General features: G+C 60.7%; 21 protein-coding genes, 6 tRNA genes and 1 pseudogene. 16 read left to right on the top strand and 12 right to left on the bottom strand.

The window, feature by feature from the left end; genetic code table 11:
- The first annotated feature begins 54 nt into the window (after nucleotides 1-54).
- Together ABTV87_RS21705 and ABTV87_RS21700 are read left to right on the top strand one after the other, a co-directional pair.
- Entirely contained in the window at nucleotides 55-861 is an 807-nt protein-coding gene (locus ABTV87_RS21705; RefSeq protein WP_007957816.1) for a DUF4892 domain-containing protein, read from the top strand.
- 70 nt (nucleotides 862-931) lie between these two features.
- Nucleotides 932-1,972 carry an AI-2E family transporter gene (locus tag ABTV87_RS21700; protein ID WP_433898341.1) on the top strand — a complete coding sequence of 347 codons (1,041 nt, stop codon included), beginning with the start codon at nucleotides 932-934 and terminating at the stop codon, nucleotides 1,970-1,972.
- Nucleotides 1,973-2,691: 719 nt separating this feature from the next.
- Here the strand turns inward: ABTV87_RS21700 and xopAW are convergent.
- From xopAW to ABTV87_RS21685, 3 genes are all read right to left on the bottom strand, one after another.
- Nucleotides 2,692-3,549 carry a XopAW family type III secretion system calcium-binding effector gene (gene xopAW, locus ABTV87_RS21695; protein ID WP_433898340.1) on the bottom strand — a complete coding sequence of 286 codons (858 nt, stop codon included), beginning with the start codon at nucleotides 3,547-3,549 and terminating at the stop codon, nucleotides 2,692-2,694.
- A gap of 110 nt (nucleotides 3,550-3,659) precedes the next feature.
- Nucleotides 3,660-4,709, bottom strand: coding sequence for a sensor histidine kinase (locus ABTV87_RS21690; RefSeq protein WP_433898339.1), 1,050 nt, complete (start codon nucleotides 4,707-4,709; stop codon nucleotides 3,660-3,662).
- Nucleotides 4,709-5,458, bottom strand: coding sequence for a response regulator (locus ABTV87_RS21685; protein WP_085607468.1), 750 nt, complete (start codon nucleotides 5,456-5,458; stop codon nucleotides 4,709-4,711). The genes ABTV87_RS21690 and ABTV87_RS21685 overlap by 1 nt, the downstream gene beginning before the upstream one ends.
- Nucleotides 5,459-5,753: 295 nt before the next feature.
- Here ABTV87_RS21685 and pyrF point away from each other — a divergent pair, with 295 nt between their 5' ends.
- Entirely contained in the window at nucleotides 5,754-6,452 is a 699-nt protein-coding gene (gene pyrF / locus ABTV87_RS21680) for an orotidine-5'-phosphate decarboxylase (RefSeq protein ID WP_007960372.1), read from the top strand.
- A 52-nt stretch (nucleotides 6,453-6,504) separates the two neighbouring features.
- Here pyrF and ABTV87_RS21675 read toward each other — a convergent pair whose 3' ends face one another.
- The gene (locus ABTV87_RS21675; protein WP_433898338.1) at nucleotides 6,505-7,509 is read right to left on the bottom strand and encodes an NADP-dependent oxidoreductase; all 1,005 of its coding nucleotides are present in this window, start codon (nucleotides 7,507-7,509) and stop codon (nucleotides 6,505-6,507) included.
- A gap of 228 nt (nucleotides 7,510-7,737) precedes the next feature.
- Here ABTV87_RS21675 and ABTV87_RS21670 point away from each other — a divergent pair, with 228 nt between their 5' ends.
- The 4 genes and pseudogenes from ABTV87_RS21670 to ABTV87_RS21655 all read left to right on the top strand — a co-directional run bounded on the left by ABTV87_RS21670 (nucleotide 7,738) and on the right by ABTV87_RS21655 (nucleotide 12,168).
- Nucleotides 7,738-8,499: an SDR family oxidoreductase gene (locus ABTV87_RS21670; protein ID WP_007917441.1), complete on the top strand. Its 762-nt coding sequence runs from the start codon at nucleotides 7,738-7,740 to the stop codon at nucleotides 8,497-8,499.
- A 195-nt stretch (nucleotides 8,500-8,694) separates the two neighbouring features.
- Entirely contained in the window at nucleotides 8,695-10,095 is a 1,401-nt protein-coding gene (locus ABTV87_RS21665; protein WP_433898337.1) for a PLP-dependent aminotransferase family protein, read from the top strand.
- Between the two features lie 108 nt (nucleotides 10,096-10,203).
- Nucleotides 10,204-11,259 (top strand): annotated as a pseudogene (locus ABTV87_RS21660) (methyl-accepting chemotaxis protein); the annotation flags it as partial.
- Between the two features lie 27 nt (nucleotides 11,260-11,286).
- Entirely contained in the window at nucleotides 11,287-12,168 is an 882-nt protein-coding gene (locus ABTV87_RS21655; RefSeq protein ID WP_371857318.1) for a methyl-accepting chemotaxis protein, read from the top strand.
- A 540-nt stretch (nucleotides 12,169-12,708) separates the two neighbouring features.
- Here ABTV87_RS21655 and ABTV87_RS21650 read toward each other — a convergent pair.
- Entirely contained in the window at nucleotides 12,709-13,467 is a 759-nt protein-coding gene (locus ABTV87_RS21650; RefSeq protein ID WP_011335462.1) for a hypothetical protein, read from the bottom strand.
- Between the two features lie 388 nt (nucleotides 13,468-13,855).
- Between ABTV87_RS21650 and ABTV87_RS21645 the strand changes: the two genes are divergently transcribed.
- From ABTV87_RS21645 to ABTV87_RS21620, 6 genes are all read left to right on the top strand, one after another.
- Nucleotides 13,856-13,931 (top strand) — tRNA-Glu (locus tag ABTV87_RS21645).
- A gap of 2 nt (nucleotides 13,932-13,933) precedes the next feature.
- Nucleotides 13,934-14,009, top strand: a tRNA-Gly gene (locus ABTV87_RS21640).
- Between the two features lie 104 nt (nucleotides 14,010-14,113).
- Nucleotides 14,114-14,189: transfer RNA gene (locus ABTV87_RS21635), tRNA-Glu, on the top strand.
- A gap of 3 nt (nucleotides 14,190-14,192) precedes the next feature.
- Nucleotides 14,193-14,268: transfer RNA gene (locus tag ABTV87_RS21630), tRNA-Gly, on the top strand.
- Nucleotides 14,269-14,326: 58 nt separating this feature from the next.
- Nucleotides 14,327-14,402 (top strand) — tRNA-Glu (locus ABTV87_RS21625).
- A gap of 2 nt (nucleotides 14,403-14,404) precedes the next feature.
- Nucleotides 14,405-14,480: transfer RNA gene (locus ABTV87_RS21620), tRNA-Gly, on the top strand.
- Between the two features lie 126 nt (nucleotides 14,481-14,606).
- Here the strand turns inward: ABTV87_RS21620 and ABTV87_RS21615 are convergent.
- The 5 genes from ABTV87_RS21615 to ABTV87_RS21595 form a co-directional block, all read right to left on the bottom strand.
- On the bottom strand, nucleotides 14,607-16,346 hold the full coding sequence (locus ABTV87_RS21615) for a dipeptidase (protein ID WP_433898336.1): 1,740 nt from the start codon (nucleotides 16,344-16,346) through the stop codon (nucleotides 14,607-14,609).
- 202 nt (nucleotides 16,347-16,548) lie between these two features.
- The gene (gene cqsA / locus ABTV87_RS21610) at nucleotides 16,549-17,814 is read right to left on the bottom strand and encodes an alpha-hydroxyketone-type quorum-sensing autoinducer synthase (RefSeq protein WP_433898335.1); all 1,266 of its coding nucleotides are present in this window, start codon (nucleotides 17,812-17,814) and stop codon (nucleotides 16,549-16,551) included.
- Between the two features lie 173 nt (nucleotides 17,815-17,987).
- Nucleotides 17,988-18,626 carry a LysE family translocator gene (locus tag ABTV87_RS21605; RefSeq protein ID WP_064383517.1) on the bottom strand — a complete coding sequence of 213 codons (639 nt, stop codon included), beginning with the start codon at nucleotides 18,624-18,626 and terminating at the stop codon, nucleotides 17,988-17,990.
- 1 nt (nucleotide 18,627) lies between these two features.
- Nucleotides 18,628-19,398, bottom strand: a complete 771-nt coding sequence (locus ABTV87_RS21600; RefSeq protein WP_007952184.1) for a 2OG-Fe(II) oxygenase — start codon at nucleotides 19,396-19,398, stop codon at nucleotides 18,628-18,630.
- A gap of 90 nt (nucleotides 19,399-19,488) precedes the next feature.
- Entirely contained in the window at nucleotides 19,489-20,115 is a 627-nt protein-coding gene (locus ABTV87_RS21595) for a hypothetical protein (RefSeq protein ID WP_085607355.1), read from the bottom strand.
- Nucleotides 20,116-20,205: 90 nt separating this feature from the next.
- Between ABTV87_RS21595 and ABTV87_RS21590 the strand changes: the two genes are divergently transcribed.
- Nucleotides 20,206-21,201 (top strand): LysR family transcriptional regulator, encoded by a 996-nt coding sequence (locus ABTV87_RS21590; RefSeq protein ID WP_064598590.1) that lies wholly within the window; start codon nucleotides 20,206-20,208, stop codon nucleotides 21,199-21,201.
- A 56-nt stretch (nucleotides 21,202-21,257) separates the two neighbouring features.
- Here ABTV87_RS21590 and ABTV87_RS21585 read toward each other — a convergent pair whose 3' ends face one another.
- Together ABTV87_RS21585 and ABTV87_RS21580 are read right to left on the bottom strand one after the other, a co-directional pair.
- The gene (locus tag ABTV87_RS21585) at nucleotides 21,258-21,665 is read right to left on the bottom strand and encodes a PA2817 family protein (protein WP_007950758.1); all 408 of its coding nucleotides are present in this window, start codon (nucleotides 21,663-21,665) and stop codon (nucleotides 21,258-21,260) included.
- A gap of 74 nt (nucleotides 21,666-21,739) precedes the next feature.
- Complete coding sequence (locus ABTV87_RS21580; RefSeq protein ID WP_433898334.1) at nucleotides 21,740-24,187, bottom strand: acyl-CoA dehydrogenase; 2,448 nt, start codon at nucleotides 24,185-24,187, stop codon at nucleotides 21,740-21,742.
- Between the two features lie 248 nt (nucleotides 24,188-24,435).
- Here ABTV87_RS21580 and ABTV87_RS21575 point away from each other — a divergent pair, with 248 nt between their 5' ends.
- Together ABTV87_RS21575 and ABTV87_RS21570 are read left to right on the top strand one after the other, a co-directional pair.
- Nucleotides 24,436-25,095, top strand: a complete 660-nt coding sequence (locus ABTV87_RS21575; RefSeq protein ID WP_433898333.1) for a transglutaminase-like domain-containing protein — start codon at nucleotides 24,436-24,438, stop codon at nucleotides 25,093-25,095.
- 43 nt (nucleotides 25,096-25,138) lie between these two features.
- The gene (locus tag ABTV87_RS21570) at nucleotides 25,139-25,762 is read left to right on the top strand and encodes a glutathione S-transferase family protein (RefSeq protein WP_433898332.1); all 624 of its coding nucleotides are present in this window, start codon (nucleotides 25,139-25,141) and stop codon (nucleotides 25,760-25,762) included.
- Nucleotides 25,763-25,850 lie beyond the last annotated feature (88 nt).

Here is a 25,850-nt window from a genome sequence, read left to right as displayed (position 1 = left end):
GACTTCGAACTGCCCTCAAGGCACCCAGGCCATGCCCCTGCGATGAGCCTGTCCATGCGATCTATCAGTCTGCTGGCGCTGTGCTGTTTCAGTCCCTTTCTATTCGCTGCCGACCTGCCGGGCAGTCAGGACCTGCCGATCGTGCCGCGTGTGGCCGATGCGCAGATCGTCGACTATCGCCCCGCCGTGGAGCTGGAGCGGATCTACCCGCTCGGCTCGATCCGCAAGATCAGCGGCCAGTTGCGTTTCGACGGCCAGGTCAGCGCCCGGGGGCAAACCACCTCGGTGACCTACGAATTGCCGCCGGAACATTCCGCCACCGAAGCCTTCACTCTCGCTCGCGAAGCCCTGCAAAAGCAGGATGCGCAGCTGTTGTTCTGGTGCCAGGCCCGGGATTGCGGCGAGAGCAGCCTGTGGGCCAATGAGGTATTCGGCAACGCCAAGCTGTACGGTGCCGACGAGCAGCAGGCCTATCTGCTGCTGAGGCTCGCGGCTCCGCGCGACAACACGCTGGTGGCGCTGTACAGCATCACCCGGGGCAATCGCAAAGCCTATCTGCATGTCGAACAGTTCGAGGCGCTGGCACCGCTCGGTGACCTGCTGCCGACCTCGGCCACGCTGCTGCGGGAACTCAAAAGCACCGGTGAGCTGGACTTTCCAAAGCTGGCCGGCGATCCGGATGACACCTGGCTGCGCTTGTTGTCCCGGGGTCTGAACCTCGACACCACCTTGCGGGTGACGGTGTCCGGGCCGAAAGCCGAGGCCTGGCGGCAAGCGCTGATCGGGCAGGGCGTGCGCGCCGCGCGAATGGAAACCGGCAGTGTTGATGGCGAAGGTCTGCGCATCGATCTGTTGCGATAAGGTGTCTTTGGCGGACACGCTCGACGTGTTCGCCTACTCTTTGCCTGACTGATTTTTTTCGAGATTTCACATGCCCAATAATGATCGTCTGCTGGTGCAGATCCTGTTGCTGGTGCTGTTTGGTGCCAGTTTCTGGGTGATGGCGCCGTTCTGGTCGGCGCTGTTCTGGGGCGCGGTGCTGGCGTTCGCCAGTTGGCCGCTGATGCGCTTGCTGACCCGCTGGCTCAATGGCCGGGAATCCCTGGCGGCCCTGGTTCTGACCATGGGCTGGATGTTGCTGGTAGCGGGGCCGCTGGTGTGGCTCGGCTTTAACCTGGCCGATCACGTGCGTGACGCTACGGCGTTTATCAAGGATGTGCAGGTCGACGGGCTGCCCGAGGCACCGAGCTGGCTGGGCGGCGTGCCGTTGGTGGGCGAACGGCTGGTGGGGATCTGGAACAGCATCGATCAGCAGGGCGCGGCCCTGATGGTGACGGTCAAACCTTATCTGGGGCAGGTCGGCAACTGGTTGCTGGCGCGCAGTGCACAGATCGGCAGCGGGATTCTCGAGCTGACCCTGAGCATCGTCTTCGTGTTCTTTTTCTACCGAGACGGGCCGCGACTGGCGGCGTTCGTGCACAGTCTGCTGGAGCGTTTGATCGGCGATCGGGCCGGGTACTACATCGATCTGGTGGCCGGTACGGTGCAGCGGGTGGTCAACGGGGTGATCGGTACGGCGGCGGCGCAAGCGGTGCTGGCGCTGATCGGGTTCCTGATTGCCGGGGTGCCGGGGGCCCTGGTACTGGGGATCGTGACGTTCCTGCTCAGTCTGATTCCGATGGGGCCGCCGCTGGTGTGGATTCCGGCTACGGCTTGGCTGGCCTGGAAGGGTGAGTACGGGATGGCGGTGTTTCTCGGGTTCTGGGGGACGTTCATCATCAGTGGCGTGGATAACGTGCTCAAGCCGTATCTGATCAGCCGGGGCGGGAATCTGCCGTTGGTGATTGTGTTGCTTGGGGTGTTTGGCGGGTTGATTGCGTTTGGGTTTATCGGGTTGTTTATTGGGCCTACGCTTTTGGCTGTGGCTTATAGTTTGTTGACGGATTGGAGTAAGAGTCAGGCTCGGGTTTGAGGCTTTGGACTTGGCGGCCTTTGGGCCGACCAGGTTTTGGGTTGACTGTGTACATATCCGTTTCTTCGGTAACGGCGGCTTATGGTTTCGCCCTTACGGCGAGTCCCTTTGGCAAACGCCCCAAAGGAACCAAAGGTCTGGGCCCCTGCGTTCGGCGCCTCGCTGTGGCTCGGCGTTCCTTCGCTCCGGGATTCATCCGGGGGCATCGCCTACGGTTTGCTTCGCTGCACCTCCTCTCGATGCATGCGGCTTCGCCGCACGGTCGCTGCGCTCCCACCCCCGGATAAATCCCTCCACTCAGCCTTCCGATGGGGCCGGCACGTCAAGAGCGGTACTCGAGCTAACGCTCATTGTGTTGAGTGGTGGGAAGCCGAAGCGAAAGCGGAGGTTTATGCGGAAGCTGGTGCTGGTGCTGGTGCTGGTGCTGGTGCGGAAGTGGACGCTGACGCTGACGCTGAAGCCGATGCCGATGCCGATGCCGATGCCGATGTTGGTGTTGGTGTTGGCGCTGGCGCGTAGGTATGAGTGGACTTATGTGCTTCAAAACCCGAGTTCACCTCGGTATCTCACGTCGGCGTATCTCTCCCAAACACCTCGATCAGTCCCCTCTCCCTCTGGGAGAGGGCTAGGGTGAGGGCCGCTTTGATGACACACCGCCAAATCAAAGCAAACCACTCACCCCGTCCAACCTCAGTCGTCCCTCAAATCCTCACCCAATCTCAAGTCGCCACATTCAAATACTTGCCCACCGACGCGGTACTTTCGAGCGAGTACTGCTTGCTCAGATTGGCAATCATGCGGTTCAGCGCTTCGGTGGTGGTTTGAGTATTGCTGGCGGTCTGTTCGTCATCCGGGCGTTCGCGACCTGCATGCAGTGCAGCTTTCAGTTCGTCGCTGCTGACGCCTCCGCTGCTGTCGCTGTCCAGCACTTTGAGCAGTGCGGTGGCGGTGTCGGTGTTGTTTGAGGAGGTGCTGTCGCTGGTCTGCAGCGCGCTGTTCAGTTCGGTGGCGGTCACAGTGCCGTCGCCGTCTGCATCGAGTTGGCTGAACAGTTCGTCGCTGGAGGCTTGCGGCGGTGGGGGTGGCGGTGGGGTGAGGCTGGCGGCGAGTTCGTCCTGGCTGACGACGCCGTCTTCGTTTTTGTCCAGGACCGAGAAGATTTTGCTGCTGTCGGCGGTGCTGCCGGCGCTGGTCAGGCCGTTGCTCAGTTCGTCGCTGCTGATGGCGCCGTCGCCGTCGGCGTCGAGGGCGCTGATCAGGGCGTCGGCGAGTTCGGTGTTGGGGGCCTGGTCGCCTGGGGGCGGTGGGGGTGGGGCCATGGCGGTCATTTCTTCGGCGCTGAGGCTGCCGCTGGAATCGCTGTCCAGATCGCCGAATTGTTTGCTCAGGCTGACCAGCAGGCCGTCGTTGGACTTTTGCGACAGGGCGCTGCCCAGTTCGTCCTGATCCACCGCGCCGTCGCCATTGCTGTCGAGTTTGGCGAACAGTTCCTTTTGCAGTTGCTGGCTGCGGGCGTTCTGGGTGGAGGTGCTGCTGGTGCTGGTATAGCTCGTGTAGTTGCTGACGCTACCGATCATCGGGCTCACTCCTTGGACTGGAAAACCGGTGGGTGTACCGGCTTATGCAGCCTCCAGTCGCAAGGTGTCGTGGGTATGTGGGGTTTGTACCGGTCGGTACACAGTCGGGATCAGTGGCGAGGCAGCTGGATCACGGCGGTCAGGCCGCCGCCGGGTGTTTCTGCCAGGGTCAGTTGTCCGCCCTGGCGTTGCGCCGCTTCCCGGGCAATGGTCATGCCCAGGCCGACGCCGCCGGAGTTGCGGTTGCGTGAGCCTTCCAGGCGGAAGAACGGTTCGAACACGGCTTCACGCTTGTCAGCCGCGATGCCCGGGCCGTGGTCGATGACGCGGATCAGCAGTTGTTCGCGTTGGTCTTGCAGTTCGATGTGCGCTTGGCCGGCGTAGCGCAGGGCGTTATCCATCAGGTTGTTGATGCACGAGCGCAGTGCCATCGGTTGCACCTGCAAGGGTGCGCAATGGCCGCTGACTTGCACGTCGGCGCCTTGATCCTGGGCGTTTTCGCACAGTGATTCGACCAGCGCCTGCACGTCCATCAACTGCAAGGCTTCGCTGGTGCGTTGTTCGTGCAGGTAGGTGAGGGTGGCGTCGAGCATGCCGATCATGTCGTCCAGATCCTGGCGCATCTGGCCTTGCAGCTTGTCGTCGTTGATGTTTTCCAGGCGCAGTTTCAGCCGCGACAGCGGGGTGCGCAGGTCGTGGGAGACGGCGCCGAGCATCCGCGCCCGTTGCTGCACCTGTTCGCGGATGCGGTGTTGCATCAGGTTGAACGTGTGTGCGGCCTGCCGGGCTTCCCGGGGGCCGGTTTCGTCCAGCGGCGGGCTGTCGAGGTCTTCGCTCAGGCGCTCGGCTGCATCGCTCAGGCGCTGGATCGGCCGGGTCAGCAGCTTGGCGCCGTACCAGGCGGCGATGATCAGCGAGATGAACTGGAAGGTCAGCGGCACGATCGGTCCGCCGAACCAGGGGCGCGGCGGACGGGGCGGGTAGCGTGGATCCTGCGGCGGCTGTTTGCCGTCGATGGTTTCCGAGAACTCCGGCGGCGGAGGTGGTGGCGGCGGACCGTAGAGGCGGAACCATGCAAAGGCCAGCAAGTGCGCCAGGACGATCGCCACCAACAGCACGCCGAACAGACGGCCGAACAGCGTGTCGAAGCGCGCCCGCATCAGCCGATGTCTCGCGCGTCGAACAGGTAGCCTTCACCGCGCACGGTTTTGATCAACTGCGGGGCTTTCGGGTCGTCGCCGAGTTTTTGTCGCAGGCGCGAGACCAGCAGGTCGATGCTGCGGTCGAAGGCTTCGATCGAGCGGCCACGGGCGGCGTCCAGCAACTGTTCGCGGCTGAGCACCCGGCGCGGACGTTCGATGAATACCCAGAGCAGGCGGAATTCGGCGTTGGACAGCGGCACCACCAGGCCGTCGTCGGCGATCAACTGGCGCAGGACGCTGTTCAGGCGCCAGTTGTCGAAGCGAATGTTCGCACGCTGTTCGGTGCGATCGTCGCGCACCCGGCGCAGAATTGTCTGGATCCGCGCCACCAGCTCCCGAGGTTCGAACGGTTTGGCCATGTAGTCATCGGCGCCCAGTTCCAGGCCGATGATCCGGTCGGTGGGTTCGCAGCGGGCGGTGAGCATCAGGATCGGAATGTCGGACTCTGCGCGCAGCCAGCGGCACAGCGACAGACCGTCCTCGCCGGGCAGCATCAGGTCGAGCACCACCACGTCGAAATGTTCGGCCTGCATCGCCTGGCGCATGGCCGCGCCGTCGGTGACGCCGCTGGCGTGAATGTTGAAGCGGGCCAGGTAGTCGATCATCAGTTCGCGGATCGGCACGTCATCGTCGACGATCAGGGCACGGATGCTCCAGCGCTTGTCGTCTTTCTGCTCGTCGTTCACGGAAGCTTGGGAGTTGTGCATGAGGCTGTTCATCTGCCAGTAGGCCGCCAACCACAAAGATAGGCTGCGAGGTTGTGGTTTCAGCATAGGCGTCCGGCCGTGAGGCGGGAAGGGCTGCTGTAAGGACTTGTTGCGGCTGGCGAGGCTAGCGTGGGCGCATGTTGCCGGCGTGTCGGTTGTGTATCGGGTTCGACACAATACCCTGCAAGGCTATGCTGATCACGGTTGGCGCGACGATTTACCGATCATCGGGTGCCGCGCCGCCGCCGGTTCCGCTACAATGCGCGCCGATTTCGACTTGCCTGAGAGCCCATCCATGTCCGCCTGCCAGACTCCTATCATCGTCGCCCTGGATTTCCCTACCCGTGACGCCGCACTGAAGCTGGCCGACCAGTTGGACCCGAAACTGTGCCGGGTCAAAGTGGGCAAGGAACTGTTCACCAGTTGCGCCGCGGAAATCGTCGGCACCCTGCGTGACAAGGGTTTTGAAGTATTCCTCGACCTGAAATTCCACGACATTCCCAACACCACGGCGATGGCGGTCAAGGCCGCTGCCGAGATGGGCGTGTGGATGGTCAACGTTCACTGCTCCGGCGGCCTGCGCATGATGGCGGCCTGCCGTGAAGAGCTGGACAAGCGCAGCGGCCCGCAGCCGTTGCTGATCGGCGTGACCGTGCTCACCAGCATGGAGCGTGAGGATCTGGCGGGTATCGGTCTGGACATCGAGCCGCAGGAGCAGGTGCTGCGTCTGGCGGCACTGGCCGAGAAGGCCGGGATGGACGGTCTGGTGTGCTCGGCGCTGGAAGCCACCGCGCTGAAAACCGCGCACCCGTCGCTGCAACTGGTGACCCCGGGGATTCGTCCGGCGGGCAGCGCCCAGGACGACCAGCGTCGCATCCTGACCCCGCGTCAGGCGCTGGATGCCGGTTCCGACTATCTGGTGATCGGCCGTCCGATCAGCCAGGCGGCGGATCCGGCCAAGGCACTGGCCTCGGTGGTTGCCGAACTGGCCTGAGCGAACAGCTGAAGCATCAAAGAAGGGAGCCCGATGGCTCCCTTCTTTGTTTTCAGACCTTCAACACCAGTTTGCCGAAGTTCTCGCCGCTGAACAGTTTGCCCAAGGTCTCGGGGAAGGTTTCCAGGCCTTCGACGATGTCTTCCTTGCTCTTGAGCTGACCCTTGGCCATCCAGCCGGCCATTTCCTGGGCGGCGCTGGCGTACTGCGCGGCGTAATCCATCACCACGAAGCCTTCCATCCGCGCGCGGTTGACCAGCAGCGACAGGTAGTTGGCCGGGCCTTTGACCGCTTCCTTGTTGTTGTACTGGCTGATCGCGCCGCAGATCACCACACGCGCCTTGAAGTTCAGGCGGCTCAGCACCGCGTCGAGGATGTCGCCGCCGACGTTGTCGAAATACACATCCACGCCTTTCGGGCACTCGCGCTTGAGGCCGGCGAGCACGTCTTCGCTCTTGTAGTCGATGGCGCCGTCGAAGCCCAGTTCATCGATCAGGAACTTGCACTTGTCGGCGCCGCCGGCGATGCCGATCACCCGGCAACCTTTGATCTTGGCAATCTGCCCGGCAATGCTGCCGACCGCGCCCGCTGCACCGGACAACACCACGGTGTCGCCGGCTTTCGGTGCGCCGACATCGAGCAGGGCGAAGTAGGCGGTCATGCCGGTCATGCCCAGTGCGGACAAATAAACCGGCAGCGGTGCCAGTTTCGGATCGACCTTGTAGAAACCTCTTGACTCGCCGAGGAAATAATCCTGCACGCCAATGGCACCGTTGACGTAGTCGCCGACGGCAAACCCCGGATTGTTTGACGCGACGACTTTGCCTACGCCCAGCGCGCGCATGACTTCGCCCAGACCCACCGGGGGAATGTAGGATTTGCCTTCGTTCATCCAGCCGCGCATGGCCGGGTCGAGGGACAGGTATTCGTTCTTGACCAGAATCTGCCCCGCCGCCGGCTCGCCGACCGGTACTTCCTGATAGGTGAAGGTCTCGCGGGTGGCGGCGCCCACCGGGCGTTTGGCGAGCAGGAACTGGCGATTGGTCTGGTTGGTCATGACAGGCACTCGAATTGAATGAAGCCTTGTTGATAGACCTTCATGCGCGATGCCGCAAGGTTGGCTCACGGGGCGAATGCAGGTTGATCCAGTACGGTGATAGTCCCCGGCGGGGTTTCATCACTGCGATTCATGCAAGCCTAACCGGCCTTTTGATAGTGCTGACGTCACTCAAGCCCCTGTGGCTATGCTGCCTTCATCAATCCCCCCGCATTCGAGGACATAACAATGAGCATGACGTTTTCCGGTCAGGTAGCCGTCGTCACCGGCGCGGCCAACGGCATCGGCCGCGCGACGGCCCAGGCATTCGCCGCCGAAGGTCTGAAAGTGGTGGTGGCCGATCTGGATGCGGCCGGGGGCGAGGGCACCGTGGCGCTGATTCGTACAGCCGGTGGCGAAGCGACCTTCGTGCGCTGCAACGTGACCGTCGAAAGCGAAGTGAAAAATCTGATGGACGAGGTGATCAATACCTACGGCCGTCTCGACTATGCCTTCAACAACGCCGGGATCGAGATCGAGAAGGGCAAACTGGCCGAAGGCTCGATGGACGAGTTCGACGCGATCATGGGTGTCAACGTCAAGGGCGTCTGGCTGTGCATGAAGTATCAGCTGCCGTTGCTGCTGGCTCAGGGCGGCGGGGCGATCGTCAACACTGCGTCGGTGGCTGGATTGGGCGCTGCGCCGAAGATGAGCATCTACGCGGCTTCCAAGCATGCGGTGATCGGCCTGACCAAATCGGCTGCGATCGAATACGCCAAGAAGAAAATCCGCGTCAACGCCGTATGCCCGGCGGTGATCGACACCGACATGTTCCGCCGTGCTTATGAGGCCGACCCGAAGAAAGGCGAATTCGCCAACGCCATGCACCCGGTCGGTCGCATCGGCAAGGTCGAGGAGATTGCCAGCGCCGTGCTGTACCTGTGCAGCGATGGTGCGGCCTTCACCACTGGCCATTCGCTGGCAGTGGATGGCGGCGTGACCGCCTTCTAAGGAAGCGTCGACTGATACAAAAAAGGACCCGCCCACCGGCGGGTTTTTTTTCGCCTCGGGAGCGGTTCCGTGAATCCGCTAAACAATGTGTTTCAAATGGTGAGAACGGAGGCTTTTGGCGGTTTTGTCGCACAGCCTCAAGGGCGTGGCTGTGATTTACTGCCGCCAGCAAAACGGACAGGAGTTTGCGTGCTCATGGAATTGAGAATTGACCGACTGGCAATGGTGCCGGTCGTACAGCAGATTGTTGACGGGTTGACTGAGTGGATCATGCAGGGGCAGGTGCCGCCGACGACGCGTCTGCCCTCCGTGCGAGAGATTGCGCGGTGCAATCTGCTCAGCCAGTCCTGCGTCATGGAGGCTTGCGAGCGCCTGGTGGCGCAAGGGGTACTGGCCTCGCGGCAGGGCTCGGGATTCATGGTGGCGGCTTCGTTGCCCGGGTGCTGCAAGGCGATCGATGGCTCCGGGTGTGAGGGGGAGCGCAGCGGGGGCGATCCCGCCGCCAGATGGCGCAGCGGTTTGACGCTGGGAAGTGGCGTCCTGCCAGAGAGTTGGCGCGAGCCCGATGATCTCGCCTATGCGATTCGCGAGGTGACGCGCGCCGACATGGCCAGCCTGTTCAACTACAGCACGCCTCTGGGATTGCCGGCGTTGCGCGAACAGATCGTCAAGCGCTTGGGATTGCTGAGTATCAAGGCCGTTGAAGAACAGGTAATGACCACCGCCGGCGCCAGCCACGGACTGGACCTGATCGTGCGTACCCTGTTCAAGGCCGGTGATTGCGTGGTGGTCGAAACCCCCGGTTATGCGCCGCTGTTCGATCTCCTGCGTTTGCACGGCGTGCGCATGCTGGAGGTACGCCGCACGCCGGGCGGGCCGGATCTCGAGGCGCTCGAAGCGTTGCTGCAGCAGTTTCGGCCCACAGCGTTGTTCATCAACAGTCACCACCACAATCCCACGGGCAGCTGCCTGCTGCCGGCCGTCGCGCGACGGATCCTGGAGTTGAGCAGGGCCTACGATCTGCGGCTGATCGAAGATGATGTCTACGCTGACCTGCATAACGGCAGCGGCACTCGACTGGCAGCGCTGGATGACGAGGGGCGGGTGATTTATGTCGGCAGTTTTTCCAAGACCCTGAGCAGCTCGCTGCGGGTGGGATTCGTGTTGGCCGACGGCGAACTGATCGAGCGGATGGCGCGGGTCAAGATGATCAGTTGCATGGGCACCTCGAGGTTTTGCGAGGCGGTGCTGGCCGGAATGCTGGCCAGTGGCGCCTATCGCAAACTGGTGCAGCGCCAGCGCCAGCGTCTCAATACTGATCGTGCGGCGGCCTTGCAGGCCCTGGAGGATGCCGACTGGGAAGTGTTCGGCAAGCCCACGGGCGGCCTGTTCATCTGGGCGCGCGCGCCGCTGGCCGATGAGGCGCACTTGCGCAGGCATGCCTCGCGCTGCGGGGTGCAGCTGTCTTGTGCAACGTCGTTCAGCCCCAGTGGCGAAGCCTGCGACTGGCAGCGCATCAACGTGGCTTACGCCTGTGATCCCCGGGCACGACAGTTTTTTCGCAGCACCACCGTGGATCGACCTCAAGCGTTCTGAAAACGACGCGTGCGTAGCTTTTTGCCATTATTCCGACGCCAGAGACTTGTGCTGGTTCAAGGCCGTTGCGAATCTTCGACAACAGACTATGGCAGGGGACTACGCGCAATGATTTCGGCCGTGCAAGGACGTTTTGCCAACCTCGGTATGGCAAAAAAACTGGGTATCGGGTTTGTGCTGGTGTTGCTGCTGACTGCACTGGTGGCAGCCATTGGCGTCTGGTCCCTGCAAACCATCAGTCAGCGTTTCGACGGCCTCAAACAGATGTCGTCGCTCAACAGTGGCCTGCTCAAGGTGCGGCTGCTGGAGCAGGACTACGCCTTGCACGGCAACCCGAAAACCGTTGATGCCTTGCACGAGGGGGTCGACGGTCTGATCGCCATGGCCGACCAACTCAAGATTTTGTCGCCGGGCAATGAGTCGGTCATGAACGACGTCCAACAGTCATTGGGCGCGTACCGCAAGGCATTCGATGAGTTCGTCTCGTTGTCCCAGGCCAAGGACCTGGCGCTGGAAATGGCCAGTTGGTCGGTGTCCAGCGTCGCCAACAATCTCGATGTGTTGCAGGCCGGTCTGGCCGACGACGGCGCGTACACCCTGAAAGACAGCGAGGGCAAGGACGGGGCGCAATTCATCGAGCAGGCCGGACAGGTCAGTCAGGTCTCACGCTTGATGTTGCAGGCGATGAACGAAGCGAGGGTGCGCCTGGATCAAAGCCGCAAGGGTGACGACAGCGCCGGCCAGGGCAATATCGAGCAGGCTGCGCAAGCCCAGGCCCAGGCTGAGCAGCTCAAGTCTACGGTCAAGGACGAGGATTACCTGACGGTGCTCAGTGAGGTCTCCGGGCACATTGCCGGTTTCAGCGACAAGCTTGCCGAGTACACCGGGTTGCTGGCCCAGGAAAAGACTGTCTACCAGCAGTTGCACCAGCGGGCCGACGAAGTCGTGGCGCGGGTCGATCAGGCGTATGTCGCGCAAGACGGCGCCATGCAGGGCGAACTGAAAAAGAATTCGGTGCTGATCATTGGCTCATCGGCGCTGGCGTTGCTGGTGGGGCTGATTGCGGCGTGGGTGATTACCCGGTTGATCGTTGCACCGTTGCGCAGCGTGATTCATGTGGCGCAACAGATTGCGGCCGGTGATCTGAGCGCAACGATCGAGGTCTCCCGGCGTGACGAAATCGGTCAGTTGATGCTGGCCATGCAGCAGATGGGCGCGGGTTTGAGCACGATTGTCAGCGGGTTGCAGGCGGGGATCGAACAGCTGGCGAGTTCGGCGCAATCGCTGTCGGCGGTGACTGAACAGACCAACCTTGAGGTCAGCAGCCAGAAAGAGGAAACCGAACAGGTCGCCACGGCCATGAACCAGATGACCGCCACCGTGCACGATGTGGCGCGCAATGCCGAAGAGGCGGCGCTCGCGGCGCAGACCGCTGATGGCAAGGTCGAAAGCGGCCAGCAGGTGGTGCGTCAGAGCATGGCGCGGATCGAGCAACTGGCGGATTCGGCGACGTCGGCCAGTTCGAGCATCGAAAGCCTCAGTGCGGAAATCCAGAACATCGGCACGGTGCTGGGGGTGATCAAGAGTGTCGCCGAGCAGACCAACCTGCTGGCGCTCAACGCGGCGATCGAAGCGGCGCGGGCGGGCGAGCAGGGCAGGGGCTTTGCGGTGGTCGCCGATGAGGTGCGGGCGCTGGCCCGGCGCACGCAGCAGTCGACCGAGGAGATCGAGCGGCTGGTCAGCGCCTTGCGTTCAGCGGCGCATTCGTCGGTGCAGCAGATTCAGAGCAGTGGTGAGCTGGTGAAGCTGGCGGTGAGTGATGCGTTGCAGACCGAGAGTGCGTTGGGGAGTATTGCGGCGGCGGTTTCGTTGATTCAGCAGATGAATCAGCAGATTGCGGCGGCGGCCGAGGAGCAGAGTTCGGTGGCGGAGGAGATCAATCGCAGTGTGACGAGTATTCGGGCGAGTGCGGATCAGTCTTCGATTGCGATGCGGGGGAATGCGGCTTCGAGTGTTGAGCTGGCGCAGTTGGGGAGTGAGCTCAAGGGGATGGTGGGGCATTTTCGGCTTTGATTTGGACTTGGCGGCCTTTGGGCCGACCAGGTTCCCGTTTTATTGCGTTCATATCCGTTTCTGCGGGTGCTGCCGCTGGCGGTTTCGCCCTTACGGCGAGTCCCTTTTTCAAACGCCAAAAAGGAACCAAAAGGCTGGGCCCCTGCGTTCGGCCTCTCGCTGAGGCTCGAGGTTCCTTCGTTACGGGATTCATCCGGGGGCATCGCCTACGGTTTGCTTCGCTGCACCTCCTCTCGATGCATGCGGCTTCGCCGCACGGTCGCTGCGCTCCCACCCCCGGATAAATCCCTCCACTCAGCCTTCCGATGGGGCCGGCACGTCAAAAGCGGTACTTGAGCTAACGCTCATCGTGTTGAGTGGTGAGAAGCGAGAAGCGAGAAGCGAGAAGCGAGAAGTGAGAAGCGAGAAGCGAGAAGCGCCTGCGGGCTGCTTTTGCTTTTCCGTGGGAGCCAGCTTGCTGGCGATGGCGGTTTTGGATTCATTTCTGATCATCAGCCAATAAAAAAGCCACCTCTCGGTGGCTTCTCTCTCTGCAAGCACTCAGTCGTAAATTACTTTCTTCTTCCAGTCCGCGTCAGCCTCGACATCTTTGAGGCCGGCAGTCAGTTGGTTTTCTTCGCCTTCGACCGGGGCAATCTTGTCCATGACCTGGGCGTTGGCGCGGGCCAGGAGTTTTTCCAGGTATTGGAGTTGTTCGGCGTAGATTTGCGGGTCCTGCTGTTTGCGCAGGTATTGCACGCCGCGTTCGAAGGCGAGGCGGGCCTGGCCTGGTTGGTTTTGCTGGAGGGCGTGTTGGCCTAGGTTGTTGAAGAACTCGATGTGCAGCAGCACGAGGATGTGGCGTACTTCGCGGATCCAGTGTTTGGCTTCGTTCGGTGGCAGGAAGCCGTCCTGGGCGGCGCGGGTGATCTGGCCGTGGAGGGCTTCGAGGAGGAAGCGGACGTCTTTGGCCTTGGCTTCGGTCTGGATCGGGGCCGGTGGGTTGTTGACCGGGATCGATTCGCCCTGGGCGACGAGGGCGCTGAGTTCAGTGATGCGGGCCTTGGTGGTGGCGCTGGTTTTTTCCAGGTTCAGCAGGCGCTGGCAGACGTTCAGCTCAAGGCGGGTCAGCAGCAGTTTGAGGGCCGGGGTCATGAACTGGCCGGGGAAGGTTTCGGTCAGTTCGCCGCAACGGCGCAGGCGGTCGTTGAGTTCGACCTTGGTGCGGGCCTTCTCCAGTTTGGTGTTTTCCACCACATGGTTCATGTAGCCAATGGCGATCAAGATTGCGATCCCGGCTATGACTAGCAGGGTGATCATGAGTGGTGTCACCGGTAAGACCTCTTTATAGGGTTCGCGTGCGAGTGTAGTGGCTTGGCATAGAGGAGCCTAGCGCCGCTCGACGGGTTTGGATCGGCGAAGCTGTATCTGTATCGGCCAGGAACCGGCTTATATAAATGCTGGCCCTTGGGGTGCAGATTGCCATCACCTGTGCCGTGGACTATAACGCCTTGGCGAGTGTCGGAATATAGGCGTCAATCGTCGGGCGACGCAAAAGCCTGAAACGGCTGGTAAAGCAGGTCGAAGTCATTGATTTAAATAAATTTATATCTGGGGGTTGACGACCTTTCAATCCATCCATAGAATGCGCGCCACTTGCAGCGTAAAGCACACAGCGAAACGCGGCAGGGAGTGAATGTTGTAGTGTGTCCCCTTCGTCTAGTGGCCTAGGACACCGCCCTTTCACGGCGGTAACAGGGGTTCGAGTCCCCTAGGGGACGCCAATGCGGGAATAGCTCAGTTGGTAGAGCACGACCTTGCCAAGGTCGGGGTCGCGAGTTCGAGTCTCGTTTCCCGCTCCAATTTTAAACAGCAACGCTTTCGGGCGGTGCTGAGTGAAACCAGAACCCAATCTTCGGAGACGGATCTGGACACCGAAACACACACCATGTGTTCCGGGTAGCGTGTCCCCTTCGTCTAGTGGCCTAGGACACCGCCCTTTCACGGCGGTAACAGGGGTTCGAGTCCCCTAGGGGACGCCATTTGCGGGAATAGCTCAGTTGGTAGAGCACGACCTTGCCAAGGTCGGGGTCGCGAGTTCGAGTCTCGTTTCCCGCTCCAAATTCAAAAAGCGCCGCTTTGCAAAGAGCGGCGTTTTTATTAGTGAAAGTTGTAGCCTGTCCCCTTCGTCTAGTGGCCTAGGACACCGCCCTTTCACGGCGGTAACAGGGGTTCGAGTCCCCTAGGGGACGCCATTGCGGGAATAGCTCAGTTGGTAGAGCACGACCTTGCCAAGGTCGGGGTCGCGAGTTCGAGTCTCGTTTCCCGCTCCATATTCAACAAAAACGCCGCTCAGTGATGAGCGGCGTTTTTGTTTGTGCGTTTTTTGTCGCGCAATAAAAAAGGACCGCGAGGTCCTTTTTTTGTGGGCCCGCCAATGTGGCAGGCCCGATACGCGATCAGAGCTTCGGCAATTGCCCGATGCGTCCCATCATTTCGGTGACGATCTGCAGGTCCAGCAGGAACTGGTCAACGGTCTTGAACTCGCCGTCGGTGTGACCGGTGTACTTGACCTCCGGTCGTGCCAGGCCGAATTGCACGCCGTTCGGCAGTTCATGCACCGAGGTGGCGCCGGCCGAGGTGCCGAATTCGTGTTTCATGCCCAGATTCTCGGTGGCCACGGCCAACAGTGCCTTGACCCACTCGCCTTCAGGGTTGCGGTACATCGGTTCGGCGATCGAATAGTCGAAGTTCACCGCAACATGGTTTTTCTTGCTCCAGGCTGCCAGTTTGTCGGCGATCTCGGTCTTGAGCACTTCCGGCGATTTGCCCTTCGGCACGCGCAGGTTGACTGCGAGTTTGAAGGTTTTTTCGTCCATGCCAACGTAGGTCAGGGAAGTGGTCAGCGGGCCCATAAAGTCATCGGCGAAACCGACGCCCAGCTTGCTGCCCTTGTAATCCAGGCCCCAGTTGTCGGCGGCGTAGTGCGCAGCGTCGGTGATGTGGTTGTGCTTGAAGGCGATTTTGCCGTCCACGCTGTGAATGAAGTCGAGCATGCGGGCGACCGGGTTGACGCCGGATTCAGGCTCGGACGAGTGCGCGGAAACACCGGTGACGGTGAGTTTGACGTCTTTGCCATCGACCTTGGCGTTCACTTCGAAATCGCCGCCATTGCGCTTGGCGTATTCAGCGCCGGCCTTTTGCAGGCTGGCCGCCAGGTCGGCAGGTTTGTCAGTCACCAGGGTGACGACCGAAACTGATGGAATCTGGTTGGTCGCCAGGCCACCGGTCATCGAAGTGATTTCCGCGCCTTTGCCCTCGGCTTTGCGCTTGGCAAATTTGGCCATGACCGTGCCGTAGCCTTTCTCGGCAATCACCACCGGGTAGCCGCCGTCCAGTGCCAGGTTGTATTCCGGCGTCGGGTTGCGTTCGAAGTAGTAAGGAATCGCGTCGCCGGTAGTTTCTTCGGTGGTGTCCACCAGCAGTTTGAAATTGCGCGCCAGTGGCAACTTCTCTTCCTTGATCACCTTCATGGCGTAGAGCGTCACGACGATGCCGTTCTTGTCGTCCTCGGTGCCACGGCCGTACATGCGGTCGCCGATCAGCGTGACCTTGAACGGATCAAGTTTGGTGCCGTCCTTCAGCACCCAGTTCTCCGGCGTTACCGGCACCACGTCGGCGTGAGCATGAATGCCGACGACGTCCTTGCCACTGCCGTCGAGGGAGATTTCGTAAACGCGATTGTCGATGTTGCGGTAGTTCAGGCCGAAAGACTCGGCCAGATCCTTGATCTTGCCCGCGATCTTGATGAACTCGGGGTTGTCGTGCTGATCGACACCGTCCTTGCGGTAGGTCGGGATTTCCACCAGTTCGCGCAGGGTTTCCAGCGCGGCTTTGCCGTACTTCACGCGGGTGTAGAGGCCGAGCAGGCGATGGATCTCGTTCTGTTGTTCGGCGGTCAGCGTCTTGTTGTCGAGGAAGGCGCTGATGGCTGGACGCAGATCGTCGGTCTTGCTCAGGTCGTTCTTGGCCAGATCGCCGAGAAACGCTCTGAAATCACTGACCTTCGCCTCATTGAATGTCTTGAGGATGGTCGCACTCTGCTGCTCGGTAAGGTTGGCGTGGGCTGGCAGTGTGACGGACGAAAGGCTGGCCAGAATCAACGTCGACGCGGCCAGTTGCTTGAGTGAAAAGTCCATTGCTAAGGGCATTCCTTTGCAGGCAGTGAGTAGGAGGTGTCTGATGGAAGCGTCAGACGGTTTCGCAAACTAACACCACCAGCGAGTGATAGGGGAGCCCCCGAAGTGGGACGCGTCGCACAGAAATGCAAAAGCGGCGCAGAATCGAAAAAGGCCGGCTGGAAGTGTCTAGGACGGGACCGACAGTCAATATGGAAAATTTTCAGTCACTTTCCAGATCTGTCATGGGTGATCTACGCCCGGCCGAACTGGCGCATTTCCAGTCCTTCAACCTGACCTCATCCCTGATTTCGGCGCAGGCGCCGACAAGTCGTTCGACATCTTTCCCGGTGAGTTCCGAATTCATTGAGAAACGCATCAGGGAGCGATTGAGCGCAGTGGCCGGCGCGCAGAAAACCGATCCAAAAATACCGCGAGCCTGTAAGGCATCGCGCAACCGAAGCGTGAGCAGTTCTCGTCCAGGCTGTAATGCAATGATCTGTTCCGTGCCGGCGCTGACGTCATAGCCCAATTGCGCAAGGGCTGTCCGGACCAGGCGGGAGACTGCGCGCAGTCGGTCTCGTCGTTCATCGGCGTGTTGCAGAAAGTCCGCTGCGCGTTCAAACCAGCTCAATTCATTATCCCGCAGGCTGGAGCTGAAAATGGCGAGGTAGGACTCCGTGGCGAAGTAATCCTTGAACGAATCCGGGCAAGTGATCAGTCCTGCACGCCCGGCGAACGCCTTGGCCAGGCTGGCGGTCTGGAAGTGTACTTTCCCAGATAAATGCTCCTGAGCAACCAGTCCTGCACCCTCAGGGCCGTGTGTGCCAAGAGAATGGGATTCGTCGACGAGCAGCACGCAGTCACGGCGCTTGGCAAGAGCGGCAAAGTCCTTCAGGGGACAAAGGCTGCCGTTGGTGCTGTAGACCGCATCGACGACAATCACCCCTTGCCCATTCTTTTTGATTTGCCGTGCTGCATGCTCTGCATCGTTATGGATGAAGGGAATCGGACGCGCCCGCGCAGCCTGTGCGCCTTGCCAAAGCGACATATGGGCGTTCATGTCCAGATAGACCGGATGATCCTCGCTGGCGATTGCCTGCAATAACCCGACGTTGGCAGCCCAACCTGACTCGCAGAGAATAGCGTTCCGGGCCCCCATGAATCGGGCCAATCGCTGTTCCAGTCGGGCAGTGGAAGTGTCACCGTGAAGGAAAACGGCCGACATCAGCAATTGATGACGAGCCTGGAGAACGGCTTGTGCCTGGGCCTCTATCAAATGATGTTCGCTAGTCAGACTCAGGTAGTCGTTGCTCGACAGGTGCAGCGCGCCGGGTGAGGGCTGTATACCTCGCAACAAGTGCTGACCCGCCCAGCGCTGTTGAACGCGACCGATGGTGTGGCTTTCGATTCGTTTTTGCACGAAGCCTGGCAGATCCGCATGAACGGATTCGCTTGGAGAATGAACGGATGGCTCATGAATCGGCATGATGGCGTTCCTATCAGCACGGGCTGCGGGAGCCCCCCGTGGATCGAACTACATGCCTTATCCGCTTTTCCGGCAACTGTCAGAGTTGACAGTCCGCGAAGAAAACCGACGAATGACTTCATTAAAAAAGGCTCGCCAGTCCGACTGTGCGAGCCTTTTTTTTGGTGGGTGGTTTACATCGACAACACCAGACGCCCGGCAAACAGGATCAGAATCACCCCCATGCTGCGCTCGAACCAGTGGCCCATGCGCATGAACAGCACGCGCACTTTGCTGCTGGAAAAGAACAGCGCAACGATCACGAACCACAACGCATTCACGCCGCACATCCACAACCCGTACAGGGCCTGGATTTGCAGCGGTGTGCTGGCGCTGATGATCGTGGTGAAGATCGCCAGGAAAAACAGCGTGGCCTTGGGGTTGGTGGCGTTGGTCAGGAAACCGGTGGAAAACGCCTTGAACAGCGATTGCTCAACCAGCGGTTCATCGCTGGTCTTTTCGCCTTCCAGTGCCGTCTTCGGTTTGCTGCGGATCAGGCTGACGCCCAGATAAAGAATGTAAGCACCGCCGACCACTTTGGCGACGGTCAGCAGCCAGGGCGTGGTGTGCATCAAGGCGCCGACGCCCAGCAGGGTGTACAGCACGTGCACGGAAATTCCCGCGCCGATGCCCAGTGCCGTGCAGATGCCGACCAAGCGGCCGAAACGCACACTCTGGCGGATGGTCACGGCGAAGTCCGGGCCGGGAGCGACCACGGCCAGAAAGTGGATGGTGGCCAGCGCCAGAAACTCGCCCAGGTAATTCGATGTCATTTCAGCTCCAGAAAGTCAGGGGTGAAGCATTGCCGCGATAGCCGACAAAAAACGAAAGGCTCAAGCGCGGATCGGCCACGCCCGGCGTTACCGAGTGCATGCGACGCGAATTGAACATGATGAAATCCCCCGGCTCCGGGCGTACTTCGAGTGCGGGCGGGCCGAGCAGTGCCGGGTCGATGCCGTAGCTGTCGCCACGCATTTCGTCGAAGCGGTCCGGCGAGATGTCGTCTTCCCACATCTGCAACGCGCCGCCCTCGGTCGGCATGTTGAGGTAGACGTTGCAGGCGAACTGCGCCTCCAGACTGCGGGCCTGGAAACTCTCCGGGGCGTCCTTGGCGAAGATGTCGTGATGGGCGAGGAAGCACACGCCCGGTTTCACCACTCGGGACAGGCCGACATACATCTTGCGACCGTAGAGGTTTTCCAGATGGGCACCCGCCGGCCAGGATTCGTCGAGCATGCAGCGCAGGGTGTCGACCGGCGACGAGTAGGGCGCGCAGCGGTTGCGCAGTTCGGCGATGTTGCTGGTGGCGCGCTCGAAGTAGTCTTCGATCAGCAGCGGCTGGTTTTCCGCCTCGTAGAACGCCATGCCGATGCGACCGATACTGGGCGCGTTGATGTAGCCCTCGAAGCCGGGAGCGAGGATCTTGTCGCCAATCTGGATCGCCTGCGCCTGGGGCAGAAAGCCCTTGACGCGGATGGCGAGGACTTCTTCGTTGGCCAGTTTTTTTATGCACGTCTCATCGAGACGCTCGACGTCAAGCATCATGGTTTCAGGTCCATCTATCGAATAGTCAACGGAACCGGCGAACGCGGTTCCCCCGGCGTCGGACGCTGCATCTGGCAGCGCCCGAAATCCTCAATCCACGCTGTAGTGGACGGACAACGTGCCTTTCTTCTGCGAAAGGGACGCGATCGTGACTGTGCCCAGATCCTTCAGGCTGCGTACATGGGTGCCACCGCAGCCATAGGCTGGCAGTTCACCGAAACCGATTTCCCGCGCACCTTCGCGCAGGGACGTCAGGCGCGGCAGATCGTGTTCGATCCACTGGCCGATGCCGTATTGAACGATTTGTGCATCGACTTCCTGGGCCGAATCTCCGGGTTTGAATTGCACCCGACCTTCGTCTGGCCAATGGTGGGCCTTGATCGGCATCCAGCCCATGGCCTGGACAAAGTGGCCGATCAAATGCCCGGCAGAGTGCATGCGGGTGTTGAAGCGGCGGCGTTCTTCGTCGACGCGAATCTGGGTCATGCCCAGTGGAACCGGTTGATCGACGAAATGAATGATCCGGTCCGGTTCCTGGACGACTCGCAGCACCTGGCTGTCGCCAATCCATCCGGTATCACAGGGTTGGCCACCGCCCTGAGGGTGAAAAAGCGTGGCGCGCAACACAACGGCGAATTCGTTCTCGTGGGGCGTGCAGTCGAGGACTTCCACATTGGCCTTGAGGTCATCACTATGGAAAAAGAGGCGAAGCGTCATATTCCATGCCCTTATTAAAGTTTCTTTTTTAATTATATGAATCGTGCAATAACGTGATAATCCGTTCAAACATCAAAGGACTGTTGCGCTGTGAGCATAAATCTACCGCTGCCGCTGCTCGGTGAAATGGCGATTTTCGTCAAGGTCGTCGAGACCGGCAGTTTCTCCGAAGCCGCTCGCCAATTGGGCTCATCGCCATCGGCCGTCAGCCGCAGCATTTCCCGGCTGGAGAAGGCGCTGGCCACACGGCTGCTGCAACGCACCACGCGCAAACTGCGCTTGAGCGATGGCGGAGAAGAAGTGTTCAAGCGCTGCCAGGAAATGGTCAGCGCAGCGAAGTCGGTGATGGAGATCAGTGGCCAGTTCACCCACGAAGCCGAAGGTCTGGTGCGGGTCAGCGTGCCGAAAGCGGTGGGGCGTTTCGTGATCCATCCGCACATGCCGGAATTTCTGCGGCGCTATCCAAAGGTCGATGTGGAGTTGTTGCTGGAAGACCGCCAGGTCGATCTGATCGACGATCATGTCGACCTGGCTATCCGCATCACGGATCGTCCACCGGCCGGACTGGTGGGGCGACAGCTGCTGACCATCGACCATTTGCTCTGCGCGACGCCGCAATACCTGGCCGAACACGGGACGCCGACCCATCCTCACGATTTGCTCAACCACAGTTGCATTTATCTGGGCGAAACCCCGAGTGATGCACGCTGGAAATTCAAGAAAGGCACGAAAGCCGTCACCGTCGGCGTGCGCGGGCGGTATGCCGCCAATCACACCGGCGTGCGTCTGGGCGCCGTGTTGCAGCACATCGGCATTGGCAGCCTGCCGTATTTCACCGCGCGTTATGCCCTGGAACAGGGGCTGATTGTGCAGGTGCTGCCGGACTGGACATTCCTGGCGTCTTACCACGGCGGGTTGTGGTTATTGCATTCGCCAACGCGCTATCTGCCACCGAAGTTGCGGGTGTTCATCGACTATCTGGTGGAGTGCCTGGAGAAAGAGCCGACTCTGAGCAAGCCGGGAAAGTCCGGCGGTTCAAAACCGTTGGCCGAGTACGAATTGCCCGAGAGTGAAGGGTTGCTCTGACCCAATAAAAAAGGCCCGCATGGATCACCATGCGGGCCTTTTTTATTGGGTGAAAATCAGTGCTTGCTGTCCTGGGCGGACATCGCCAGCAGCTGTTTTTCCTGGTTCCAGTCGAACGGTTCGTCGTTCTGTTCGGCTTCGTAGCGGCGTTCTTCCAGAGCCTGGTACATGTCGATTTCTTCGTCGGACAGGTAATGCAGGCAGTCGCCAGCGAAGAACCACAGCAGATCCCGCGGGATCAGGTGGGCAATTTGCGGGTAACGGGTAATCACTTGAGTCAGGATGTCCTGGCCCAGGTATTGGCTTTCGATCGGCTCGATCGGCAGGGATGCCAGCAGTTCGTCGAAACGCTCCAGGAACAGGGCATGGCTTTCTTCGGGAACCTGATCGGCCTCACCTACGGCGACCAGGATACTGCGCAGGTGGTCGAGCAAAACCAGATGATCGGCAACGACGTTGGACACGAGATAAGTCCTCAAGAGCAAAACGGGCGCGGGAGTATAAAGCCCCTGCGCCCGTTTTTCACTGATTGAAGGGATCAGCGGATTTTGCCTTCCGCCGGTTTCAGTTGCTCCTTGTCGAAATCATCGACATCGATCACCTTGCGCCGCGCGGCTTCGGCATCACGCAGGGTCTGGGCTTCCACGGCCTGCAACACTCCGGCTTCCAGCGCCGCATCGATGGCATGTTCGCCGGCGACCGGTTTGACCTGACCGCTCTTGAGCGAGGTGTGCAGTTTTTTGTGCAGCGGTTGCGCAGCGTTCAACTGATCGCAGGCATGTTGCAGTGCACCGACCGCATCGTCGGCCGATTGCGGGCGATAGCAGCCGGCAAGCAGTTCTTCCAGTGCCGGATCGCCCTTGGCCCGGCCGATGACCGCAGCCACCTCGGCACCGAGTCTGTCCGACGGGCCTTTGTGGCGGCGACCGAACGGGAACACGATCACTCGCAGCAGGCAGCCGAAGACCCGGTTCGGGAAGTTGGTCAGCAGTTCATCCAGCGCTTTTTCCGACTGGCCGAGGCTTTCTTCCATGGCCCATCGGAACAGCGGTTCCATGTACGCCGGGGAATCGAGGTCGTGATAACGCTTGAGCGCTGCGGATGCCAGATACAAGTTGCTCAGTACGTCACCCAGACGCGCCGACAGACGCTCGCGGCGTTTCAGTTCGCCGCCCAGCAGCATCATGCTCAGGTCGGCGAGCATGGCAAACGCGGCAGCCTGACGGTTGAGCGCACGGAAATAACCCTGGCTGAGCTTGTCTCCCGGCGCATGTTCGAAATGACCGAAACCGAGGTTCAGCACCAGCGTACTGGCGGCGTTGCTCACGGCAAATCCGATGTGCTTGAGCAGCAGGCCGTCGAATTCCTTGAGTGCCTGATCCTTGTCCTCGCGACCGGCGAGGGCCATTTCCTTGAGCACGAACGGATGACAGCGGATTGCGCCCTGACCAAAGATCATCAGGTTGCGCGAAAGAATGTTGGCGCCTTCCACGGTGATGAAGATCGGCGCGCCGTTCCAGCTGCGACCCAGATAGTTGTTCGGGCCCATGATGATCGCCTTGCCGCCATGCACGTCCATGGCGTGGCTGATGCACTCGCGACCGCGTTCGGTGAGGTGGTATTTGAGGATCGCCGACAGCACCGAAGGTTTCTCGCCCAGATCCACCGCGTTGGCGGTCAGCATCCGTGCGGCGTCCATCATCCAGGCGTTGCCGCCGATCCGCGCCATGGCTTCCTGAATGCCTTCGAACGCTGAGAGTGGCACGTTGAACTGCTCACGAATCTGCGCGTACTGCCCGGTCACCAGACTGGTGAACTTGGCCGCGCCGGTGCCCACCGCCGGCAGCGAGATCGAACGCCCGACCGACAGGCAGTTCATCAGCATCATCCAGCCTTTGCCGAGCATGTCCTGGCCGCCGATGAGGAAGTCCAGCGGGATGAACACGTCCTTGCCGGAGTTGGGGCCGTTCATGAACGCCGCGCCCAGCGGCAGGTGGCGGCGACCGATTTCCACGCCGGGAGTGTCGGTCGGAATCAGCGCGAGACTGATGCCGAGGTCTTCCTTGTCGCCGAGCAGATGATCCGGGTCATAGGCCTTGAAGGCGAGGCCGAGCAAAGTCGCGACCGGGCCGAGGGTGATGTAGCGTTTTTCCCAGTTCAGGCGCAGGCCGAGGGTTTCCTGACCTTCCCATTCGCCTTTGCAGATGATACCGGTGTCGGGCATCGCACCCGCGTCTGAACCAGCGAGCGGACCGGTCAGCGCAAAGCACGGAATGTCGTCGCCCCGGGCCAGCCGTGGCAGGTAGTGATTACGTTGTTCGTCGGTGCCGTAATGCAGCAGCAGTTCGGCCGGGCCGAGGGAGTTGGGCACCATCACGGTGGAGGCCAGGTCGCCGCTGCGGGTCGCCAGTTTCATCGCCACCTGGGAGTGGGCGTAGGCGGAGAAACCCTTGCCGCCGAACTCCTTGGGAATGATCAGGGCGAAGAAACCGTGTTCCTTGATGTGAGTCCAGGCTTCGGGCGGCAGATCCATCGACTGGCCGATCTGCCAGTCGGTGACCATCGCGCAGAGCTCTTCGGTCGGGCCGTCGATGAACGCTTGTTCCTCGTCAGTCAGTTGCACTTTTGGATAAGACAGCAGCTTGTCCCAGTCCGGACGGCCGCTGAACAGTTCGCCGTCCCACCACACCGTGCCGGCGTCGATCGCGTCGCGTTCGGTCTGCGACATCGGTGGCAGGGTTTTCTGGAACCAGCTGAACAGCGGCGCGGTGAAGTGTTTGCGGCGCAGGTCAGGCAACAGCAGCGGGGCGGCCACCAGGGCCAGCACGACCCAGAAAATCAGCAGCAACCAGCCCGGTGCGTGGCTGAAAATTCCCATCGCCAACAGGTAAGCGGCAACGATGCCCAGTGCCGGCAGCGGGGCGATGCGCCGGTGGGCCAGATACGCCACGCCGACGATCAGAACCAGTATCCACAACAACAGCATATTTAATCCTCCGTGAACCAGGGCGAACCGACCCACCAGAGCTTAGACGGCATCTGCAAAACGGGGCGGTCAGAGCAAGGTGATTGAAATCGTGGGAAACCCCGGATGTCTTTTGTAGGTTCGGTGGGCAACACGCGTGGGAAATCGTTCGCCGCTTCCGCGTCTTTGCGTGCATGTTTGGCCGAAACGTCGTTATCTCTGTGCTGAACCTCTCGCTAGACTCGGGGCTCAATCAGGAGAATGTCGTCATGCACGAGTATCTGAGCCCCGGCCGCTTCATCGATAGTGACCACCCCTCGGTGGTGGAGTTCGCCGAGCAGCACCGTGGTGCCAGCCGCGATCCGCTCGCGCAGGCGATCAGTCTTTATTACGCCGTGCGCGAGGCGGTGCGTTACAACATGTACACCTTCAGCCGCGACCCGCAGACCTTGCGTGGCAGCTACGCGCTGGCGGCGGGTGAGAGTTATTGCGTACCCAAGGCCACGTTGCTCGCCGGTTGCGCGCGCCATTGCGGGATCCCCGCGCGCATCGGTCTGGCGGATGTGAAAAATCATCTGTCGACGCCGCGTCTGCTTGAATTGCTGAGAAGCGAAGTGTTCGCCATGCATGGTTATACCGAGCTGTTTCTCAATGATAGCTGGGTGAAAGCCACCCCCGCGTTCAACCAGAAGCTCTGCGAACTGTTCAACGTTGCGCCGCTGGAATTCGATGGCGTGAACGACAGCGTTTTCCACCCGTACAACAGCGATGGCGCGCTGCTGATGGAGTACCTGGTCGATCACGGCCAGTTCGCCGATGTACCGGAATCTTTTTTCTTCGAACATCTGCAGAAATGTTATCCGCACCTGTTCAACGATCAGCAGAAGCCACTGTCCGGTGACATGCGCGGTGATGTCGGCAGCCTCTGATCCGGCGTATGCTGCCTGCCCATTTACTGGAAAAGAGGCGGTCATGCTGAAGATCTGGGGTCGCAAGAATTCGTCGAATGTCAGAAAACCGTTGTGGGCTGCCGAAGAGCTCGGGCTGGCCTACGAGGCCATCGATGCCGGTGGCGCGTTTGGTGTGGTCGACACGCCGGAGTACCGGGCCATGAACCCGAACGGGCGGGTACCGGTGATTCAGGACGATGGTTTTGTGCTGTGGGAATCCAATGCCATTGTGCGTTACCTGCTGGCAAAGCATGCAGCCGACACTTCGTGGTACCCGGCGGATCCGCAGACCCGCGCCACCGCTGACAAATGGATGGACTGGACGACTTCCAGTTTTGCAGGACCGTTTCGCACAGTGTTCTGGGGCGTCCTGCGTACCCCGGCAGACAACCAGGACTGGCCGGCAATCCACGCGGCGATCAAAGAATGTGACGGCTTGCTGGCGATGGCCGATCAGGCACTGAAGCACCAGCCGTATCTGTCCGGCAATGAAATCGGCATGGGCGATATCCCGCTCGGCAGTTTCATTTACGCCTGGTTCGAGATGCCGATCGAGCGCGCGCCACAGCCGAATCTTGAAGCCTGGTACGCGCGGTTGAAGCAGCGTCCGGCGTATCAGAAAGCTGTCATGACCGCGTTGACTTAATACCTACTATCGACACACTTGACTGTACTTGTGCGGCGACGGCAAGCACCATTGCGCTCGAGCGCTGCGGTTGTCTTCCTCGCCGCCG

The sequence above is a fragment of the Pseudomonas sp. PSE1(2024) genome, from assembly GCF_050990555.1.
Classification (GTDB): Bacteria; Pseudomonadota; Gammaproteobacteria; order Pseudomonadales; family Pseudomonadaceae; genus Aquipseudomonas; species Aquipseudomonas aphyarum.
This window is presented reverse-complemented; position numbering and strand designations above follow the sequence as displayed.